Origin of the sequence: Chryseobacterium sp. MMO-72, assembly GCF_037146035.1 — a bacterium.
Taxonomy (GTDB): Bacteria; Bacteroidota; Bacteroidia; order Flavobacteriales; family Weeksellaceae; genus Chryseobacterium; species Chryseobacterium indicum.
Map to the genome: position 1 here is coordinate 464,588 of NZ_JBBCWG010000001.1, position 20,130 is coordinate 484,717.

A 20,130-nucleotide genomic window follows, 5' to 3' on the forward strand; every position below is an offset into this window, starting at 1 on the left:
GTTTTTATTTTAATATATCTTAGTTCTTTTCATTGTTCTTTTCAAATTTTCAAAATCATCATCTTTGTATCTTCTTGAGCCGGATAAATTTATTTCTTTTAAATTTTTTGGAAAAAGATCAGGATTTAAATCTGTAAGTTTTGTCTCGCTCAAACCTAAATATTTTAAGTTTAACATTTGGTTGAGGGTTTTTGGTAATTTATTCAGTTCGCAGTTTTCAATACGTAATGTTTTTAATTGATCTAATTGCGATATTGTCTCAGGAACTGTATCAATATCATTTCCTCGAATCATTAAATACTGTAACGATTTTATTCGGGTGAGCCATTCAGGAAAAACTTTTAATGGAAGATTTAGGAGTGAAATTTTTTTTAATTTTTTCAATTCAGCAATTTCTTTCGGAAGTTCAAAATCATCCAAATCATAAATAAAAGGATGTGCCTGAATTTCTAAGGTTCTTAAGTTGATAAATTGCGAAAAAATGGCACCTTTGTCCTTTAGATTGTATTCTATACACAGTAGACTAAGTTTTTTACAATTCTTTGGATTTTGCATTGCTTCGCTTAAGGACAAAAATTTAGTTTTTTTAAAAAAGAGCATAATTCAAGAATTTAATTTTATATCTTAAGTTAAATTGTAATTACTGATAATTATCCTTTTTCATTAATCCAGTTTTCAATCATGGTAACAGCAGACGTAATAGCTTCTTCCAGTTCAAAAAAACTTTGATGTGTTTCTGCAACAGGATTTTTATCATCATTATTTTTTATTATAGTAATATGATAGCCTCTTTCAGAACCATGCCAACCTGCAATAAGTAAGTAGTTTTGAGAATATGAAACTTCTAACATATCCGATTTCAGGTTTGATCTTGAAAAATCTTTAACAATATAAACTATAGTTCCGCTTTTAAAATCAATATGTTCAAAAGGATTTTTAGGCATTTTAAATACTTCAGGGATTGCCGAACCGTCCTGACTGTCATGCCAATCAAGAATCAGCCTTACATTATAATTAGAAAATATTTTGTCCTGAATGCGTGGTGAAAATTTGTATCGTCCTGATTTCAGTTTTTCACTTTTTACAATTCCTATTTTTGGCTGTATAAAAAGATTGTTCGCCTGATCTGTCTCATATGATAAATACAACGTCTGATCATCAGAAATAATTTTTAAATAAAATAAAAAATCGTAGTCATCATCCGGTATAATATACCACAGATACAGTTTATCTTTATAAATAATTTTTCTCTTTCCTTTATGTGATACTGCCATTTATTTATATCCAAAAATTCTCAGTCCTTCTTCTGTTATTTCATATTCCAACAGTCCCATATTCTTTATGATCTGTTCAATTTTTTCTATCGGCTGAAAAAAAAATTCTGATGTCAGTTTTTCATTTCTGTTCCAGCGTTCCGTTTCATGTCTTTTAGGAATCAGAATCCATTCAATTTCTTTATATCTGAATGGTCCCAGTTCGCTTACATCCCCAAAACCTTTCTCATTAAAACCTCCAAGATGAAATTTGTATTTTCTGTCGTTCAGCAAAAATTTAATGTACGCAGACTGAATATTTATTTCTGTATCCCGTATTTCTGTCAGTAACCTGAACCATTTTGAGTTGTTCATGTAGGAAACTCGTTTCAGAATTTCTTTCTCCAGTTTGTCCATAGATAACCTGTTTATTTTTTAGGGATAAGCTCGTCAATGTATTTTAGCATCGTTTCTCTTACTCTATCTTCGTTAAAATCTATGGTAACGGTTAAATTTCTTTCGTTTTCTGTAAATCTTATTGTATTGTTATCAGGCTCTTCAATCTGTCCGTCAACGATGAAAGTGAAGTTTTTTCCAAAAGCTGTTCGGGAAAGCTCAATATTCCAATCGGGAACATCATTAAAATTTAATTCTCTTACCGGAAAAATACTTTCAAAATTTAAAATAACAGAGTGATCTGTACGTTCTGTGGATAATAATTTGCAGGCACTCCGTTCTCTGTTTTGTACTTCAATAATTCCATCGGTACCAATGTATTTGTTTAATTCCTGTTCCATATTTTTAGTTATTTGTTTTATGAAGGTTATTCAATTTCAATAGAATGATAAGCCATCCAGCGTTTTAAATTTCCAACCATCCTTTTTAAATGATCTTCGTTGAGAAAGATATTTGTCCAGAATTCAAATCTGTCGCACTGCACACTGATGTAATACGTCATGACAGCTAAACAGGCGTAAGATAAGAACTTTTTTTCTTCGTTGCTGATTGTTGTTACCGTTTCATAACCCTGTAAAAAACTTTCTGCTTTTGTCTGATATTCTTCCTCGTTCAGGTTGGTTGCCAGAAGCTGAAACAGAAAGTAAGAAATATCAAAACATAAATAGCCGTTTCCGCAGAAATCAAAATCGAAAAAAGTAACTTCCTTTTCATTATCAATGTGCAGATTATCAAACCAGACATCAAGATGTACGCTTCCGTATCTCATTTTCTGTCTGTCGAAAGTTTCGAATTTAAGGCTTAAAAATTCAGATAATTTCTCCAGAAAAATAACTTCGGAATTACCATCGTTAAAGAATTTTTTTATCTTTTCAACAGGGTCTGTAAGCAGGTTTTCCGCATCATAAGAAATCCTGTTCAGTTCAAAATGCTCTGCCGACTGATGAACTCTGGCTAAAGCCTGTCCGATCAGAAAACTTGTTTCAGAAGAAAATTTTGCTGTCTTTATGCCTTTCGCATAAGAAAATAAAACCCCAAATCTTTTTCCTTCCGGGGCTTCAATTTCCTGAATATAGTCACTGAATTTATCTGCAATCGGAAAAGCAACCTGCCGGTTTTCGTCTTTTAAATGAAGGAGAAGCTTTAGTTCTTCCTCAATTTCAGATTTTGTCCGCCAATGATGAGTATACACTCGGAAAACAAATTTCTTTTCCTCATCATGAATAATGTACAAATGATTCATGGCTAGGCGGAAAATGCAGCATTTTGTTTTGTCACTTAGTCCGTATTTTTGCTGAATAAGATATCCGAGATGTACGGGATCAAGCGTACTGTTTATAGCAGGAAATTTTTCTGTCATTAATTTATATTTATATCCGTAAGTGAACAGTACTTTATATGAAACAACTTTGTTTGTAATCAAATGCAGGTGCAGGTAGCCTAAAACAACCCTGTTTGTAACTAAATGCAGTTTACATAACTCTGAAACAATCTGTTTGTAATGAAATGCAAATGCAGGTATTCTGAAACAACCCTGTTTGTAATCAAATGCAAATGAATGTAGTTTAAAACAACCTTGTTTGTAACAAAATGCAAATCAATTTAGATTAAAACAGAAAGGTTCGTATCTAAACTCTCTTAGTTCACCCACACTCAAACAGTCTTACTTAAAAAACGGATTATACTCCTTCTCAAACCCGATTTTCGTGGGATTTCCATGTCCGGAGAAAACCTGAGTGTCATTATCCAGAATAAAAAGTTTGGTTTTGATTCCTTCAATTAACTGCTCGTAGTTTCCTTTATAAAGATCGGTTCTTCCGATGCTTCCTTCAAACAGAACATCACCGGAAATAATGAATTTCTGGTTTTCGTTATGATAAACCACACTCCCCGGAGAATGTCCCGGAACATGATAGATTTTAAACTTTTCTCCGTCAAAATCCAGTTCGTCACCCTCATTAATATATTGAATTTCCACATGAATATGATCCAGCTCAAAACCAAACCTCATCCCGCTGATCTGGAACATATCCAGCACTTCTTTGTCTTCTCTGTGCATCAGAACAGGAACTTTATACGTGTCAAAAGCCCATTGTAAGCCCAAAACATGATCAATATGAGCGTGCGTTAAAAGAATTTTTTCAATTTTCAGTTCATTTTCTGAAATGAAATTTTCGATTGCTTTGGTTTCCTGTCCGTTCATATTTCCGGGATCAAATAACCATGCTTTTTTATTTTCGTTATAAAGGATATAAGTGTTTTCGCTTGCAAAATTGAATACGAAACCTTGGATCTGAAGCATATTCTGAATGTTTTTATTGGAAACAAAGGTAGCTACAAAAGTTTTGGTTTAAAAGTTTTAATAAATTTTTAATTGATAAAGATTCCCGTATTGTATGTTTAAAAACGATTTTTCTTTATCTTCGTCATAATGAAAACATTGCAGCTACTTTTACTTTCTTTGGGCGGACTGGTTTTTGGACAGAATATCCAGAGTATTCAATTGTTTAATCCACAGACCAATGACGAAACACCGGTTATTAATTTTAATCAGCAGTTGGTTTTAAGTTTCGATGATCTTACCAACGCAAGCGAAATTTACAGATATACCATAAAGCATTACAACAGAAACTGGGAAGACGATAATCTCTTTTTTACAGAATTTGCCAATGGAAGTTTAAATGGTTTGCTGGATAAATTTCAGTATTCTTTCAATACGCTGCAATCATATACGCACTATACGCTGAATTTCCCGAACGAGAAAATGCAGCCGAAAATATCCGGGAATTTTGAGCTTATTGTGTATAAAGATTCTGCTGAAAAACCGCTTTTCAAAAGAAGATTTTATGTGGTGGAAGATGCAGCAACTTTAGCAATAGGGGTTTCAAGATTTGCTGATGCAAGAAATCCGGATGCGAACCAAAGGATAGAAGTGAAAGCAGTTCCCAAAGGCGGAGATATAACATCGAATGTAAATTCCATGACGCTGAATGTAATGCAGAACAATAATCCGAATGTTACAATAAATAATTTAAAACCTAGTGCGACATTGGGAAACCAGCTTCTTTTTCAGCAGCTTTCCTTGATATTTCCCGGGAATAATGAATTTTATTATTTCGATAATAAGAATATGAACATGGCTGCAGATATGGTTCGTGCAACCGAACTTTTGGACGGAGTTAACCAGACTTATCTTCATCCGGTGTGGGCTTTCCCGCTGAATTATCAGTATCAGCCGGATGTTAACGGCGCGTGGTATTACCGTAGAAATGATCTGGGAAGAGAAAGGGATGCTACGAGAGAAGCAGATTATTCATGGGTACATTTTTACCTTGATTCTGAGCCGGTAGACAAAGAAATTTTTGTTTTGGGAGGGTTCAATAATTTTAAACCAGGCAAAGAAAACCAGATGCAGTATGATGAGACATTAAAAAAATATGTTGCAAAAATATATCTGAAGCAGGGTTTTTACAACTATATTCTGGCAACAAAAAATCCCGATGGAAGACTTAATTTCGGTGAAGTGAACGGTAATTTCTGGCAAACGGAAAATCTTTATCAAGGATTTTTATATTATGCCCCTTTCGGAAGAAATTATGACGGATTAATGGGGTATGGCGAATTCAGAACGCCGGTGAGATGATTTTACAGCCGATTGATTTCATGCAAAAATAGTAATGTCATTAACTAAAAAACCTCACAGATAAATCCGTGAGGTTTGAATATAATAATAGTCTGGAAGTTTTGGTGATTTATGTTTTGAATACGGCAGTTATTAAAATGTTTTCTTCATCTTCAAAAAGATAATGGATATTTACTGGGAAATCTGGCATTGTTTCCACGAGAGTTTCCTGAATCTTTTTTCTCTCTTTTTTTGAAATTCCATTTACACATTCTTTTAATTCTTCTAAAAAATCAGTTCCTTTATATTCTTTTTCCGCATTAAAAACTCTCATAAGCAGTCTTATGTCGTTTTTGGCAATAGAAGAGAGCAGTACATTCATTGTTTAGGCACAGTACTTTTTCAGCTCCGAGATATTTTCGTAGAAGTCCAGTTTAGTGTCGGGATTTTCTCTGTGAAACTGAATTCTATATAAAATTTCGTCCAGATAAAATTGCGATATCGCTGTTTTATTTTTCACTTCAAGGCTTTCTACCATCTTTGCAAAAGTTTCCAGCATTTCCGGATTTAAGTTTTCGATTTTATTTTTTAGAATTTCGGCAGTTGCATTCATCTGATCTGTCTTTTTAATTAGCAATGTGATTTATAGGGTAAAGGTAATAAAAAATATTTATTTCCAAAATATTTGTCATTTAAAAAGGGGGTGTTTTGTTTGTTTTTTAGTTTTTTTAAAAAAAATTTACTTTTTTTAGGGGTGTGTATGTTTTTTTTATATTTTCAACAAGGTCTTAAATTTCTAGGCTTTTCTTATATAATTCATACAGCTTTGAATTATAATGCCCTGCATAGTGAAAAAAATAATTCATAAATTAATTATTTATGTTAAATATTTTAACATAAAATATGTTTAATGATTAAATTTTACATTAAAGAAGTTTTTTATTGTAAAATTGTGATTATGATTTTTTTGCTGATTTATAAATTCTATTGAATATTTAATATTTATTTCGTTAATTTGATATAAATCTTTTGTTAATTAAATTTAAAACCAATAAATATTTATTATGAAAATGAAATTTATCTTAGTGTCAAGTGTTGCTGTATGTTCTTTTGTTTTCGGACAAAATGTACCGTCTAAACTAATTCCGGCTAAAGACGGACTGCATGCAGATTTTATGAGATTCGAAAAAGACAGACCTGCTTTTCAGGGCAGTCCGGTTTTATTTGATGAAACTTCACAAAGACTATCCCAAGCTCAGGGTCGCAAGTTGGGTTTTGAAAAAGATCAGTTGGGATTTGAAACGCACAGATTTCAGCAGACCATCGATGGAATTCCTGTAGAATACGGGATGATGGCTGTACAGACCAAAGACGGCAAAATTGTAGGAGAATCCGGAAAATGGATTGTTAAGACTCCTAAAAACTTAGAAAAAAGTGCTAAAATTTCCGAAAGCATCGCATTACAGAACGCGATGGCATTTGTAGGCGCAGATTCTTACAAATGGCAGAATAAAGAAGAGGAAGAATTTATTAAAAAAGAATCAAATGATGCCAGTGCATCTTTCGCTCCTAAAGGAGAAGTGGTTTATTATTCTGATCCTGCTGATGATAAAATGAAGGATTTGAAGCTGGCTTACAAATTCGACATCTATGCTGAAAAGCCATTAAGCAGACAATATGTTTTTGTAGACGCAAAAGACGGTAAGGTATTGGGAGTTGATGCAATTATCCACGAAGTTAATACCCCGGGAACAGCTGTTACAGGTTACAGCGGAACCAGAAGCATCGTTACAGATTCTTATAACGGAAGCTACAGATTAAGAGAAACAGGAAGAAACGGCGGAACGGCTGTTCAGACTTTTGACCTTAAAAAAGGAACCAACTATGCTTCGGCAGTAGATTTTACAGATGCGGATAATACATGGAATAACGTTAATACCAACAAAGATCAATATGCAACTGATGCACATTGGGGAGCAGAAATGACGTTGGATTATCTGTATACTAAATTCGGAAGAAAGAGTATCGATAACAATCATTTTGCAATAAAATCGTATGTACATTACTCTACCAATTATTTTAATGCCTTCTGGGACGGAACCAGAATGACGTATGGTGACGGAAGTTCCACAACAAACGGAGGAAAACCTCTTACAGCTTTGGATGTTTGTGGTCACGAAATCACTCACGGGATGACTTCTAAAACAGCAAATCTTGCTTATCAGAGAGAATCTGGAGCTTTAAATGAAGGTTTCTCCGATATCTTTGGAAATTCAATAGAGCGTTGGGCAAGACCTACACAAAATAGTTGGAAATTAGGAGAAGATTTCAGTTATGTAATCAGAGACATGGCAAACCCTAATGCTTACGGACAGCCGGACACTTATCTTGGAACGTACTGGAAAGCAACTACCACAACAGGTTGTGCAAGTCCTACTCAGACCAATGATTACTGTGGAGTTCATACGAATTCAGGAGTTCTTAATTTCTGGTACTATTTATTAGTAACAGGAGGAACCGGAACTAATGATAAAGGATTTGCTTACAATGTTACGGGGATCGGTCTGGATAAAGCGGCAGCTATCGCTTACAGAACTCTTACAACATATTTATCCTCTTCTTCAACTTATCTGAATGCAAGAACGTATTCTCTTCAGGCTGCTGCAGATTTATACGGTGCAGGAAGTGCTGAAGTTACTCAGGTTACCAATGCATGGAATGCTGTGGGAGTAGGAGGCGGAACGTCTGCTGCAGGAAAAACTGCCGCTTCAGATGCTTCATTATACACAATAAGTCCAAATCCGGCAACCGATAAATTTACCGTATCATTTGAAGGTAAAGAAGGAAGCGGAGTAGTAGAAGTAATGAGCCTTACCGGTAAAAGAGAAATTTCCGAAAAGGTGAAATTAACAGATGGAGCGAACAGAGTGGAAATTCAGCTTCCGGGTAATATGCTTCCTGGTATTTATGTAGTAACTGTAAATGGACAAAAAGCAGGAAACTTAATTAAAAAATAACAGTAGTAATATCATAATTAAAAAAAGTAAGACCATAGGATTTTCCTGTGGTCTTCTTTATTATCTTGATTTTAAAAGGTATTATACCAGATAAAACTCATGAAGCTTTTCTTCGCAAAGTGTTTTTACCACTTCAATCCATCGGTCTTCATCATTAAGACAGGGAATGTAATGGAAATTTTCTCCTCCGCCGTGTAAAAACTGCTCTTTTCCTTCCACTGAAATTTCTTCCAGTGTTTCCAGGCAGTCTGAAACGAAAGCCGGACAGACAATTGCCAGATTTTTCACTCCTTTTTTAGGAATGGTTTCCAGTGTTTCATCGGTGTAAGGTTCGATCCATTTGTCTTTTCCTAATCTCGACTGGAAAGAAACAATGGTTTTTTCTTTGGGAAGATTCAGTTTTTCAATCACCAGATTCGTTGTTTTGAAACATTGGTGACGGTAGCAAAACGTATGACTTGGATTGCTTTCTCTGGAACAGCAGTCGTTCAGATTACACGTTTTCGTAGGATCGGTTTTATAAATATGTCTTTCCGGAACTCCGTGATAAGAAAACTGCAAAGCGTCGAAATTTTCAGGAAGTTTTTCTCTGATGCTTTCCGCTAAACAGTTGATGTAAATATCACGATCGTAAAAAGGCTGGATATAATTGATCTTTACCTTCGGAAACTTTTGTTTTCTTACTTCCTCTGCTTTTTCTACCACCGTTTCTGTGGTACTCATTGCATATTGAGGATACAGCGGGAAAAGTACAATCTCGGAAACTCCCTGATCTACCAGTTTCTGAATTCCGGCTTCAATACTTGGCTGCGCATATCTCATCCCGATTTCCACAGGAACATCCACCACTTTCTGAAGCTTCTTCTGAATTTTTTCTGTGATCACGATAAGCGGCGAACCTTCGTCCGTCCAAACCGTTTTATATGCTTCCGCAGATTTTTTCGGTCTTGTGTTCAGGATAATTCCCTGTACCAGAAGTGCACGGAAGAACCAGCGATAATCGATCACTTTTTCATCCATCAGGAATTCATCCAGATATTCTCTTACATCATTTACTGCCGTAGACTTCGGCGAACCAAGATTTACTAATAAAATTCCTTTCATAAAATATAAATAATGAGTAATGGTAATGAGTAATTTAATAGTGCTTATTACTGATTACTTATGTTTTTTATCCGTTTACAGCTTCCACTTTTTCTACTAAATCCGGAACAAACTGTTTTAAAATATTTTCAATTCCGCCTTTTAATGTAGCTGTTGAGCTTGGACATCCGGAACAAGCGCCCTGTAAAAGCATTTTTGCGGTTTTATTTTCTTTGTCATATTCCATTAAAGAAATTTTTCCGCCGTCGTTTTCTACTGCAGGAGCTACATATTCATTTAAAATATCTGAGATTTTCTGTTCGTCGTCTGTATATTCTCTGTTGATGATTTTTTCAACAGGATTTTCATGCTTTTGAGCCTCAATATTTGAAATTTCGCCGCCGTTCTGTAGGTATTCTGCAATTAATGCACGAACCGTCATCATTACCTGATGCCATTCCACAGAATTGTCTCTCGTAACTGCTACAAAATTATCTGAAATGAAAACTTCCTTCGCAAAATCAAATTCATTGAAAATTGCCTGAGCCAAAGGAACACCTTCAGCTTCCTCTCTCGATTTTACTTCTACAAAACCTTCAAGCAATAATTTGTTCGAAACAAATTTCATTACATTCGGGTTCGGAGTCATTTCCGCATAAATCTGGTACATTTCTTTCTTCTTCTGAAGATAAATTCTAGGGTTAGCAAGCAATTCATCCTCAATTACATTTTTAAGGCTTTCTGCCACATGTTCCCATCCTACGGTATCCTGTTTTGCAACTGCCACAAAATTTGCCGTGATGAAAATTCTTTCCACAAACGGATAATTGAAAAGCTCCTGAGCAATCGGAATTTCTGAAATATCTGAATCTCTGTCCAACTCCAAAGATCCCGGAATGAGGTTGTAATCTGCTACAAATTTCATCACTTTCGGGTTTTCGGTTGGCTCTATAAGTATCGTACGCATTTTTTCTTTAAATTTGAGATACAAAAATACGCATAAGAAGTGGGATTGAAGAAAATGGATAGTTAGATTTTTGCTATTAGTGTTATTATTGATTTGAATCCATGAATTTCAGTTATAAAATTTCCTTATTTAATATTCTCGCTCTGATACTCTTCATTTTTGCTATGTATACAGCTTGTAGAACAGAAGGGGAGTTTTTGCTTTATGGAGTGGTTTTGTTTTTTGGAATCTTTGTTCCCGTTTTATTGTTAATCATTGATTTTGGATTTCAATATGTTATTAAAAGTAAACTAACCATTCTTTTTTTAGAAATAATAGTATCAGTGATAGGAGGAATGCTCATTTATCTTTATGTGTCGCTTTTAAATTTGTTAAATTAACACTACATACATATGGCTTTAATAAAAGAACTTTTAGGTAAAACACCACAAATAGGAGAAAATACTTTTCTGGCAGAAACAGCAACAATCATTGGCGATGTTACCATGGGAAAAGACTGCAGCATTTGGTATAATGCGGTGATTAGAGGAGATGTTCACTACATCAAAATGGGGAATAAAGTAAATGTTCAGGATAATGCAATGTTACACTGTACCTATCAGAAACATCCTCTGAATATCGGAAATAATGTATCTATCGGTCACAACGCAATTGTTCACGGATGTACCATTAAAGACAATGTGCTTATCGGAATGGGAGCGATTGTGATGGACGACTGTCTTGTGGAAGAAAACTCAATCATCGGTGCCGGTTCTGTGGTAACGCAGGGAACCCATGTGAAATCCGGAGAAGTCTGGGGCGGTGTTCCGGCAAGAAAAATCAAAGATATTAATTCGCAGCTTCTGGAAGGGGAAGTGAACAGAATTGCAGATAATTACGTAAAATATTCTTCATGGTATAAAGAAAACGTGAAGAATGTAGAAGGATAAGCTTTAATTCAATGATGGATGGTGAATTTGCTTCGCAGGTAAATTTTCACAGTAAATTCAAATTCATGAAAATAAAAAAGCATTGCTAAAAATTTCAGCAATGCTTTTTTTATTCTTAATGAAATTCCTGAAAGAATTTAATGGTTTTAATTAGTAAATAAGTTCGGCTTTACCTTTTATACATTTAATCGCGGTTGGAGGATTCACCATCATGCAGTCCGACATAATTCCGTATTTCTGGTTAAATGCTTTTACTTTTTCAGTATAATCATCAATTCTGCTTAAAATACTTTCTTCCATTTTTTTAGGATAGGCAATATAGAATTGAGGTCCGCCGCAGGATTTAGCGCCTATCGGAGCAAAAGCCCACTCGTTTGCATTTGTGCATTTTTCTTTTGCAACTTCAGATTCTATGGAAACCCGAATTCTGTCGAGCTGTGCCTGATCGTATTTCTGGCTGCTTTCATCGGCAGGTCTTTCCGCGATATCCTGAGGAAGATTGGCGTTTGCTTCTTTTGCGGTTCCGCAGGAAACAAATACTACCGAGATACTGAATAATAGAGCAGAAATATAAGAAAGAGGTTTTAGCATAATAACTTTTTTCTGTTTCAAAATTTTCAAAACTTATGCCAAGATAAGGATTTTAAGTTTCATTTCCGTAATTTTGACAGCGATGAACAATCATTTTTTTGACTTAATAGAACATACCAACCGAAGCGTATTTTTAACGGGAAAAGCAGGAACAGGAAAGACGACTTTCCTCAACGATTTTGTAAAGCGTACCAGAAAAAAACACATCGTTGTGGCTCCTACAGGAATTGCAGCCATTAATGCAGGTGGCGTAACCATTCATTCTATGTTTGGACTGCCATTGAGAACGTTTTTACCAACTACGGAAAGAATTGATACCAGTCTGGCAAATAATATTGCAGACCTGATGCCTCATTTCAAATACAGAAAAGATAAGCTTAAACTTTTGCGGGAAGTAGAAGTAATTATTATTGATGAGGTTTCCATGCTTCGATCTGATGTTCTGGATATGATGGATTTTTCTCTGAGATTTATCCGTAGAAATAATCAGCGTTTTGGAGGGGTTCAGATGTTGTTCATCGGAGATTTGTATCAGCTTCCGCCGGTTGTGAGGGATGAGCATATTCTTAAAATGTACTACAATTCGCCTTTCTTTTTTGATAGTCATGCGATTAAGGAAATCCCATTGATTACGATAGAGTTAACCAAAGTTTACCGTCAGTCGGATGAAGATTTTCTTGCGATTCTTAATGCGATCCGTGACGGAGATATTGCGAATATAGATTTTGAAAGGTTAAATGAAAGATATGATCCGGATTTTAATTCCGGAGACGAACCTTATGTTTATCTCTGTTCGCACAATAAAATGGCAGACGATATCAATCAGGAAAAACTCGACGAAATAAAAATAACTTCTAAAACCTACGAAGCGAAACTTTTCGGAGAATTTAAAGAAAATCAGTTCCCGAACGAACAGTTTTTAGACCTGAAAATCGGAGCGCAGATCATGTTTATCCGAAATGATATTTCCGGAGAAAAAAGATATTTCAACGGAAAGCTGGGCGAAATTTCTGCGTTGGACGAAAACGAAATTAAAGTAATTCTCGACGGAAGCGAAAGGGAAATTACCGTAAAGCGTGAAGTCTGGGAACAGAAAAAATATTTTCTGGATACCGATAAAAATATCAAAGAAGAAGTTTTGGGGAGTTTCGAACAGTTTCCGATAAAATTAGCATGGGCGGTTACCATTCATAAAAGTCAGGGTTTAACCTTTGACCGGGTGATTATTGATGCCGGAAAAAGTTTTACCGCAGGACAGGTATATGTTGCCTTATCGCGTTGCCGTACTTTGGAAGGGATTGTTCTGAAATCTAAAATTACGCCCGAAGTTATTTTTAAAGACAACAGAATTATGCATTTCCATACCGATACAGTTGCGAATGATCAGGTTGAAAAGATTTTAAATAACGAAAAATACGATTACAGCATCAGAAAAGTACTTCGTGCAGTCGATTCTCAGTGGCTTTTAAAAGAAGTTGAAGACTGGAACAATCTTTCAATCGTTACAAAAAGTCTGGATCATCTTAAGACGAAACAATTGTATAACCAGTTAAAACCTGAAATCGTCAATCTCGGCAAGATTTTCGAAAAACTGGAAAGGGTTATTTCCCAAAAGGTGAATAATTTCATTGAGCAGAAAGAAGAATGGTCTGAAATTGAAAGCAAAACCAAAGGTGCGGTGAATTTCTTTTTTACCGCAATCAGAGATAAGGTTTTCAGTCCGCTGAAAGATTTTTATGCCGAAATTAAAGGAACAAAAGGTCTGAAACAGTATAATGAAGATTTCCGGGTTTGGCTGGAAGACATTGAAGAATATTTAAACAGTTTAAAGGAAATTCATTTGCTGGAAACAAAACTTCTGGATGAGATCAATAACAAGGAAGTGAGCATGAAAGTCGCAAAAGTTCCTTCTCAGGTTCTCACGTTCCAGTTGTTTGAGCAGGGGAAAACCATCGGGGAAATCGCTCTGGAAAGAGGTTTGGTGAAAGAAACCGTGATTGGTCATCTCGCAAAATTTGCAGAACAGGGATTGCTCGATATTTCAAGAGTGGTTACTTCGGATAAAATAAAAGCCTTTGAAGATATTTTCTACAAAGATCCCAAAGAAACTTTAACGGAGTGGAAAAATGTTCTCCCAAGTCATTTTGAATTTAACGAAATCCGTATTCTGATCAATCACTTTAATTATCTGAAAGAGAAAAATCAATAAAATATTGCTGATTTATCAGCCACAAACCTCACAGGTTTTTTTATTATAAAATTTTGGAAGAATAAAATCCAGATGAATTTTTGTATTTTTAGGTCTTAAATCCTCATCACAATGAAATATCTATTTACTTTTTTGTTTGCCTTCTTGCTGAATGCAGATCACGATTCCAAATTCAATTACGATCTCCTCATTGGTTCATGGTCGCAGAAATCCATTGCGAACAGCAATTCCACCGGAATATTCACCTTTAAAAAAGACAGTACGGCAAGTCTTGAAATGATCGATCAGGCTTCCAACGGGATGATCGGCGGAATGAACGGACCTTATAAAATTGAAAGAACCAAAGGAAACCTGAAAATTACGTTACTGGGAAAAGAAAAAACATTTGAAATTCAGGAACTGAGCAAAGATGTTTTGGTGATTCAGAATAAAATGGAAGGTAAGGAAAAACAGTTGTTTAAACGCTATACCGAAGAAAAATAAAAAAATAAAAGGTCAGCAATTGAGAAAATTACTGACCTTTTTTTTATTTGCTAAGCATATCCTGATTCACACGATAGCCTACAATTTTTATATCTCCGTTTTCATCTTTTTCTAAAGTGAAAGTTTCCTGTGTTTTTTCAGTTCCTCTTTTCACATCGTAAACGAAAAGATATTCACTCTTGGGATTGCTGCCTTTTACAACCAGTGTTTCCCAGTGAGAAAGATTATATTCTCCAACAGGACCGATTTGTCCCGTCACATTTAAAAGTTCTATAAGTTTTTCTTTACTCGTTACACTGAAAAATTTTTCTCCGAACAGCTTAAAAATATTATCCTGATTTCCACCGTATCGAATTTCCCAGTAGAACTTTTGCGGCACTTTTTCACCATCTGCTTTATCGGATTCCCGGTCTTTGTAAAACTGGTTGAAGTTGCAGTTTAGTAACAGAAAGGATAAAAGAAGTAGATAAATGCTTTTCATTTTCAATTATTTTTTTTAATCGTTATATGTTATTTTTTTCTTTTGCTGAATTTTTTGAAAATCTAATAGTAATTACATTGAAAATGCTGTGCACATCGAAGATAAAATAAATTTGTAATCAAGAGATCAATTTCGTTAACAAATCCATTGAGCTCCTGAATCCGCTCAGTTTTTTCCTTTGTTGTAGATTCTTTATCAATTTTAACCTCGTCGTCGATCCTTTGTCTCAGAGACTGTATATAAAGTTTCTTTTGTTTTGAAACATCATATTCATCTTTGGATTGACTGTTATCTGATTCAGAATGAAGATAGACAGCATATTCAGCATCTGCAACAAGGCGGGATTGCTGATGCCCGAAAAATGTTCCGCCATTCGCGAGATAGCCAAAAATCGAATTGATAGCAGAGTAAATTCTGATTAATTTTTTACGATGTCGGGCATTCTTTTCTATTCCGTTTTTTTGTGCCAGAAAATAAGCGTACAGATTATAATACTGATCTTGTCCGGCTTCACTGCTGAAATCTGAACCAAAATTTCGGTAAGTAATATCTGGACTTTGGATTATTTCATCGAAAAATTCAGGGTGATTATCGATTATTTTGTTGAAATCTTGTCTGCTCAGTTTTAATAAAAAATCATTTTCATTACGTATCACTACAGTATCGAGTGTTGTATAATGTTTTGAATTTAAATTTTTTATTTTTTGACTTTCATATTTTTTCTGTTTATCTTCAGCAATCTTTGAAAAAATATTTGTGTTTGCAGTCAGTGAATCTTTGTTTTCAGTTGTCTCTTTTACAATTTTGTTTTTTTCACAGCTTATAATGAATAAAAGCAGTAAGATTACACTTTTCTTTTTCACCGTTTAGTTTTTAGAATAATAAAGATATAACATAAAAGGAATATATTAAAAGAATTAAAATTTTTCCATCGAAACAGAAATGCCTTTATGATCACTCATCACATTTTTATCCACAAAAATTCCGCATTCTGTATTTTCTGAAAAATCTTTCGGAATCACAATATGGTCAATATTTTCTTTAATTTCTGAAGTTACAGGGATGATATTCAGTTCATCAAAAAGATTTTTTAAAGCTTCTGTTGTTTTTAAATTAATTGAAAATTGTTCCTCTCCTTTTCGGAAGGATGTATTAAAATCACCAACGATAAAAATATTTTTGTTTTCAGCTTCAATTTTTCGGCAATCGCGAATGGTATTCTGCAATTCTATATCCACAAAAGGTTTTCGGTTAAACCAAGTTCCGATAATCGTACAATAGAAAACAATTTTTCCCAATTCTGTTTCAAATTCCAAAGCGAGATTAGTTTTTTCATCCGTTACAGCATATTTTTTCGAATAAGGAATTTTAGAGTACAAAACTGTCCGGAAAGCTTTTTCTCCTTTTAAATATTCCGAATAATTGAGATTTTCATAAACGGTGTTCTCAGGAATCGGCGAACAGAGATATTGATACGGAAAATTTTGAAGATCAAGATCAATGGCTTCCGTAAGAATAAGGAAATCAAAGTCAAACTGATTGAGAAATTCTGCGGTTCCTGAAGATTTCTTTTTTATTGCCCAATCGATATTGAGGGTTGCAATTTTCAATATTCCCTGTTTAAAATTAATTTCCGTTGATTGTTGTCATAATAACTTGCATGACGACTTGTATCTTTGAAGAATATTTCTTCATTTTCTATTTCATTAAATCTTTGCTTATCGGTTTTTGCAAAATCAATCAGCGTATATGTATTTTCATCTAAAACAGTAAAATCAACGAGTTTTAAATATTCAGGAACAGATTTTCTGTCGATCATAATCTTTCCGCCGCCAAGTTGATGTCTGTCCTGTCCATTTTTCTTCACTCCGGAAACCCAATATTCTTCACCGGTTTCAATATCAAAATGATTTCCCGAAATGCCGGGAATTTTAAGTTTTTTAATAGCCTTATTATTGAAATATACCGTTTGTCCGGATTTTGAAAATTCAACCCAACCAATCCACGCAGATCCGTGATGACCGGAAGATTTGTTTTCGATATATCTTATTTTCGGTTTCATGTTTTAATTATTGATCTTATCTTTTTAATTTCTCAAAGTCATATAAAGTAATGAAATCAATTTTATGACCCCATATTTCATTCATTTTCGCCTTGGGAAAAACTCCTGAAATAGAGGTGTTTTCAAATTCATCCTTGAAATAATATTTTATATCCGCTTTATAGATTAAAGATGTTTTTACATTGCTTTTTAAAGATAAAAGAGATTTCCAGTCTTTATCTTCCTTCCCTTCGTTATAGTAAGCTCCTGTGAAAAAAACTTCAATCGTATTTTCTTTAATATCTTTTGAGAAAATATCCTTCTCCTTACTTAAAGGATAATATTCTTTATAAGGTTCCATGCTCAAAACGCGGTATTCATATTTATTGCCATTTTCTTTCAGTTCTAAAATAATTTTTGAACCTAAAGGAAAAGTAAATGTTCCATATTCGGTGGGAAATGTAGTAGGAATATTCAGTTTTTTTTGAGAAAATATTTTTCCTGTAAAAATTAAAATGATAATAAGAAATAAGAGTTTTTTCATGGTTAAATTTTGAATTGAAATCAATACCAAATATACAAAAAGTGATTATTCAAAAAAGCGATTTAATATTAGCCTGATTTCCCATAGTTTTTCCCTGAACCTCACCATTAATCCTATCGATTACAAAAAGTAACTAATGAAGTTTATTAGTCTTATCTTTGTTGGGTAAAAATTTAAAATAATGAAACCGACAAAAGTTTATGAAATGCTTTTGTCTAAACAAAATATCCCGATATGAAAAATTTTGAAATATCAGTATTGGATCTTGCCCCTGTAAAGCAGGGAAAAACTGTTCATGATACTTTTCAGGACAGCTTATCTTTAGCCAGCCATGCTGAACATTTAGATTATAAAAGATTCTGGCTTGCCGAACACCACAATATGGAAAGCATTGCCAGTTCTGCAACCTCCGTTCTGATTGGTTTTATCGCCAACGGAACCAAAAAAATAAGAGTAGGTTCCGGAGGAATTATGCTTCCGAACCACAGTTCATTAGTGATTGCCGAACAGTTCGGAACTCTTGAATCTCTTTTTCCGGGAAGAATTGATCTTGGTTTGGGAAGAGCTCCCGGAACGGATGGTTTAACCGCTCAGGCTTTAGGAAGAAATCCGGCATTGATCAACCAGCAGTTTCCAAGACAGATTTTAGAATTACAGAAATATTTTTCCAAAGAAAACCGTGATGCTTTGGTTCGTGCCATTCCGGGAGAGGGATTGGATATCCCGATGTATATCTTAGGTTCCAGTACAGACAGTGCTTTTTTGGCAGCAGAATTGGGGCTTCCGTATGCTTTTGCGGGACATTTTGCGCCGGAGCAGATGGAAATGGCTTTTAATATTTACAGAGAACATTTTGAACCGTCAAAATATTTAGACAAACCCTACATTATTGCCTGTGTCAACGGAATTGCTGCGGAAACTTCGGAAGAAGCGCATAAAATGTCAACAACTTTGTTTCAGGCTTTCATTAATATTGTAAGAAACGACAGAAAGCCTTTTGCGCCGCCGGTTGATGATATGGACGATATCTGGTCGCCCATGGAAAAATCCATGGTTTTGCAGAAACTGAGATACACTTTCATTGGAGATCAGAGTGAAATCGAAGAGAAATTGAAAAGTTTTCAGGAAAAATTCAATGTTGATGAACTGATGATTAATTCTCATATTTATGACCATCAGAAAAGACTGGAGTCTTATCATATTTTCAGAAAAGCTAAAAACTCCGTATTTGGCGAATAATAAAGAATTTATAATATTGGGAGATGCATATTTTTATAAGTATCTTTGCACAAATTTAAAAAGTAAAAATGTCTGATATTAAGTTAAATACTATTCCAGAGGCAATAGAAGACCTTAAAAATGGTAAAATAATCATAGTAGTGGATGATGAAGACAGAGAAAACGAAGGAGATTTTCTTTGTGCGGCAGAGCTTACAACACCTGAAATTATCAATTTTATGGCGCTTCACGGAAGAGGGCTTATCTGTATGCCGCTTCCTGAAAAAAGATGTGATGAGCTTGGTCTTGAAGTAATGGTAAGCCGAAGCAGCGATCCGAAAGAAACCGCTTTCACGGTGTCTGTAGACCTTTTAGGAAACGGAACTTCTACCGGAATTTCTGCAAGCGACAGAGCAAAAACCATTCTGGCTTTGATGGATGAAAAATCCAAGCCTACAGATTTCATGCGTCCCGGTCATATTTTCCCGTTAAGAGCCAAAAAAGGAGGTGTTCTGAAAAGAGCAGGGCACACAGAAGCTGCAATAGATTTAACTTGTCTTGCAGGTCTTAAAGAAGGAGGGGTAATCTGTGAAATCATGAATGAAGACGGTTCTATGTCCCGTCTTCCTGAGCTTTATGCTTTTGCACAGAAACATGATATGAAAATAGTATCCATTGAAGATTTAATTCATTATCAGCTTAAAAAAGGAAATCTTATTGAAAGAATTGAAGAAAGAAAAGTAAAAACCGCTTACGGAGATTACGATTTCTTTGCTTTCAGAGAAACATCCAACGATCAGATCCATTTTGCCTTAACCAAAGGTTCATGGACGGTTGATGAGCCTGTTTTGGTAAGAGTTCAGTCATCAGATTCTTATTTTGATGTTTTAACGAGACTGAATAACGGAGAGAAACCTCAGTTGGAAAAAGTAACCTCCATGGTAAATGCAGCAGGAAAAGGAGCCATTGTTTTCATTAATAATGTTTCAAACTCTGAAAATACATTAAGAAAGCTTCAGCAGTTCCTTAATTATCAGGACGGACAACAGCAGCATCCGACTTTGGCATTCAATTACAGAGATTACGGAATCGGAACACAGATACTGAAAAATCTGGGAATTAATAAATTTAAAGTAATTACCCAGAATCCTAATGTGAAGCCGCAGGTTGGCGGATATGATGTTGAGGTGACTGAAATGGTGCAGCTATAAAATGTGAATTGTGAATGGTTAATTT

At 34.7% G+C, this 20,130-nt stretch carries 23 protein-coding genes; 7 read left to right on the top strand and 16 right to left on the bottom strand.

Translation table 11 applies throughout. From position 1 onward, the window contains the following. Positions 1–9 precede the first annotated feature (9 nt). The 6 genes from WFH39_RS02100 to WFH39_RS02125 form a co-directional block, all read right to left on the bottom strand. On the bottom strand, positions 10–600 hold the full coding sequence (locus WFH39_RS02100; RefSeq protein ID WP_336688615.1) for a leucine-rich repeat domain-containing protein: 591 nt from the start codon (positions 598–600) through the stop codon (positions 10–12). A gap of 50 nt (positions 601–650) precedes the next feature. Next, complete coding sequence (locus WFH39_RS02105; protein WP_214590805.1) at positions 651–1,274, bottom strand: hypothetical protein; 624 nt, start codon at positions 1,272–1,274, stop codon at positions 651–653. Next, entirely contained in the window at positions 1,275–1,670 is a 396-nt protein-coding gene (locus tag WFH39_RS02110) for a DUF6678 family protein (protein ID WP_336688616.1), read from the bottom strand. It abuts the gene before it with no gap. Positions 1,671–1,681: 11 nt separating this feature from the next. Next, complete coding sequence (locus WFH39_RS02115; RefSeq protein WP_336688617.1) at positions 1,682–2,050, bottom strand: hypothetical protein; 369 nt, start codon at positions 2,048–2,050, stop codon at positions 1,682–1,684. A 26-nt stretch (positions 2,051–2,076) separates the two neighbouring features. Further along, complete coding sequence (locus WFH39_RS02120; protein ID WP_336688618.1) at positions 2,077–3,069, bottom strand: phosphotransferase; 993 nt, start codon at positions 3,067–3,069, stop codon at positions 2,077–2,079. Positions 3,070–3,372: 303 nt separating this feature from the next. Continuing rightward, positions 3,373–4,011, bottom strand: a complete 639-nt coding sequence (locus WFH39_RS02125; protein ID WP_336688619.1) for an MBL fold metallo-hydrolase — start codon at positions 4,009–4,011, stop codon at positions 3,373–3,375. 129 nt (positions 4,012–4,140) lie between these two features. Here WFH39_RS02125 and WFH39_RS02130 point away from each other — a divergent pair, with 129 nt between their 5' ends. Next, positions 4,141–5,352 (top strand): type IX secretion system plug protein, encoded by a 1,212-nt coding sequence (locus WFH39_RS02130; RefSeq protein WP_336688620.1) that lies wholly within the window; start codon positions 4,141–4,143, stop codon positions 5,350–5,352. A 109-nt stretch (positions 5,353–5,461) separates the two neighbouring features. Here WFH39_RS02130 and WFH39_RS02135 read toward each other — a convergent pair whose 3' ends face one another. Both WFH39_RS02135 and WFH39_RS02140 read right to left on the bottom strand, forming a co-directional pair. Further along, on the bottom strand, positions 5,462–5,665 hold the full coding sequence (locus WFH39_RS02135; RefSeq protein WP_336688621.1) for a hypothetical protein: 204 nt from the start codon (positions 5,663–5,665) through the stop codon (positions 5,462–5,464). Between the two features lie 51 nt (positions 5,666–5,716). Next, positions 5,717–5,944 (bottom strand): hypothetical protein, encoded by a 228-nt coding sequence (locus WFH39_RS02140; RefSeq protein WP_336688622.1) that lies wholly within the window; start codon positions 5,942–5,944, stop codon positions 5,717–5,719. A gap of 451 nt (positions 5,945–6,395) precedes the next feature. Between WFH39_RS02140 and WFH39_RS02145 the strand changes: the two genes are divergently transcribed. After that, a complete protein-coding gene (locus tag WFH39_RS02145; RefSeq protein WP_235129706.1) occupies positions 6,396–8,348 on the top strand; it encodes a M4 family metallopeptidase in 1,953 nt (650 codons plus the stop codon). An 81-nt stretch (positions 8,349–8,429) separates the two neighbouring features. On the opposite strand, the gene hemH is transcribed toward WFH39_RS02145, so the two are convergent. Continuing rightward, entirely contained in the window at positions 8,430–9,452 is a 1,023-nt protein-coding gene (hemH, locus tag WFH39_RS02150; protein ID WP_214590796.1) for a ferrochelatase, read from the bottom strand. A gap of 67 nt (positions 9,453–9,519) precedes the next feature. Next, positions 9,520–10,398: a NifU family protein gene (locus tag WFH39_RS02155; protein WP_336688623.1), complete on the bottom strand. Its 879-nt coding sequence runs from the start codon at positions 10,396–10,398 to the stop codon at positions 9,520–9,522. A gap of 392 nt (positions 10,399–10,790) precedes the next feature. On the opposite strand from WFH39_RS02155, the gene WFH39_RS02160 reads away from it, so the two are divergent. Then, positions 10,791–11,327, top strand: a complete 537-nt coding sequence (locus WFH39_RS02160) for a gamma carbonic anhydrase family protein (RefSeq protein ID WP_214590795.1) — start codon at positions 10,791–10,793, stop codon at positions 11,325–11,327. A 150-nt stretch (positions 11,328–11,477) separates the two neighbouring features. Here WFH39_RS02160 and WFH39_RS02165 read toward each other — a convergent pair whose 3' ends face one another. After that, complete coding sequence (locus WFH39_RS02165) at positions 11,478–11,918, bottom strand: hypothetical protein (protein ID WP_336688624.1); 441 nt, start codon at positions 11,916–11,918, stop codon at positions 11,478–11,480. 82 nt (positions 11,919–12,000) lie between these two features. On the opposite strand from WFH39_RS02165, the gene WFH39_RS02170 reads away from it, so the two are divergent. Both WFH39_RS02170 and WFH39_RS02175 read left to right on the top strand, forming a co-directional pair. After that, on the top strand, positions 12,001–14,127 hold the full coding sequence (locus WFH39_RS02170; RefSeq protein ID WP_336688625.1) for a helix-turn-helix domain-containing protein: 2,127 nt from the start codon (positions 12,001–12,003) through the stop codon (positions 14,125–14,127). Positions 14,128–14,238: 111 nt separating this feature from the next. Next, positions 14,239–14,610 carry a hypothetical protein gene (locus WFH39_RS02175; RefSeq protein WP_336688626.1) on the top strand — a complete coding sequence of 124 codons (372 nt, stop codon included), beginning with the start codon at positions 14,239–14,241 and terminating at the stop codon, positions 14,608–14,610. A gap of 43 nt (positions 14,611–14,653) precedes the next feature. On the opposite strand, the gene WFH39_RS02180 is transcribed toward WFH39_RS02175, so the two are convergent. The 5 genes from WFH39_RS02180 to WFH39_RS02200 form a co-directional block, all read right to left on the bottom strand. After that, positions 14,654–15,091: a hypothetical protein gene (locus WFH39_RS02180; RefSeq protein WP_336688627.1), complete on the bottom strand. Its 438-nt coding sequence runs from the start codon at positions 15,089–15,091 to the stop codon at positions 14,654–14,656. A gap of 62 nt (positions 15,092–15,153) precedes the next feature. Further along, entirely contained in the window at positions 15,154–15,954 is an 801-nt protein-coding gene (locus tag WFH39_RS02185) for a hypothetical protein (RefSeq protein ID WP_336688628.1), read from the bottom strand. 54 nt (positions 15,955–16,008) lie between these two features. Next, positions 16,009–16,701: an endonuclease/exonuclease/phosphatase family protein gene (locus WFH39_RS02190; RefSeq protein WP_336688629.1), complete on the bottom strand. Its 693-nt coding sequence runs from the start codon at positions 16,699–16,701 to the stop codon at positions 16,009–16,011. Next, positions 16,698–17,153, bottom strand: coding sequence for a hypothetical protein (locus WFH39_RS02195; protein ID WP_336688630.1), 456 nt, complete (start codon positions 17,151–17,153; stop codon positions 16,698–16,700). Before WFH39_RS02195 ends, WFH39_RS02190 begins: the two co-directional genes overlap by 4 nt. Positions 17,154–17,169: 16 nt before the next feature. Next, positions 17,170–17,676 (bottom strand): hypothetical protein, encoded by a 507-nt coding sequence (locus tag WFH39_RS02200; protein WP_214590787.1) that lies wholly within the window; start codon positions 17,674–17,676, stop codon positions 17,170–17,172. Positions 17,677–17,910: 234 nt separating this feature from the next. Here WFH39_RS02200 and WFH39_RS02205 point away from each other — a divergent pair, with 234 nt between their 5' ends. Beyond that, positions 17,911–18,915, top strand: coding sequence for an LLM class flavin-dependent oxidoreductase (locus tag WFH39_RS02205; RefSeq protein ID WP_336688631.1), 1,005 nt, complete (start codon positions 17,911–17,913; stop codon positions 18,913–18,915). A gap of 68 nt (positions 18,916–18,983) precedes the next feature. Then, a complete protein-coding gene (ribB, locus tag WFH39_RS02210; protein WP_214590785.1) occupies positions 18,984–20,105 on the top strand; it encodes a 3,4-dihydroxy-2-butanone-4-phosphate synthase in 1,122 nt (373 codons plus the stop codon). Positions 20,106–20,130: the final 25 nt, after the last annotated feature.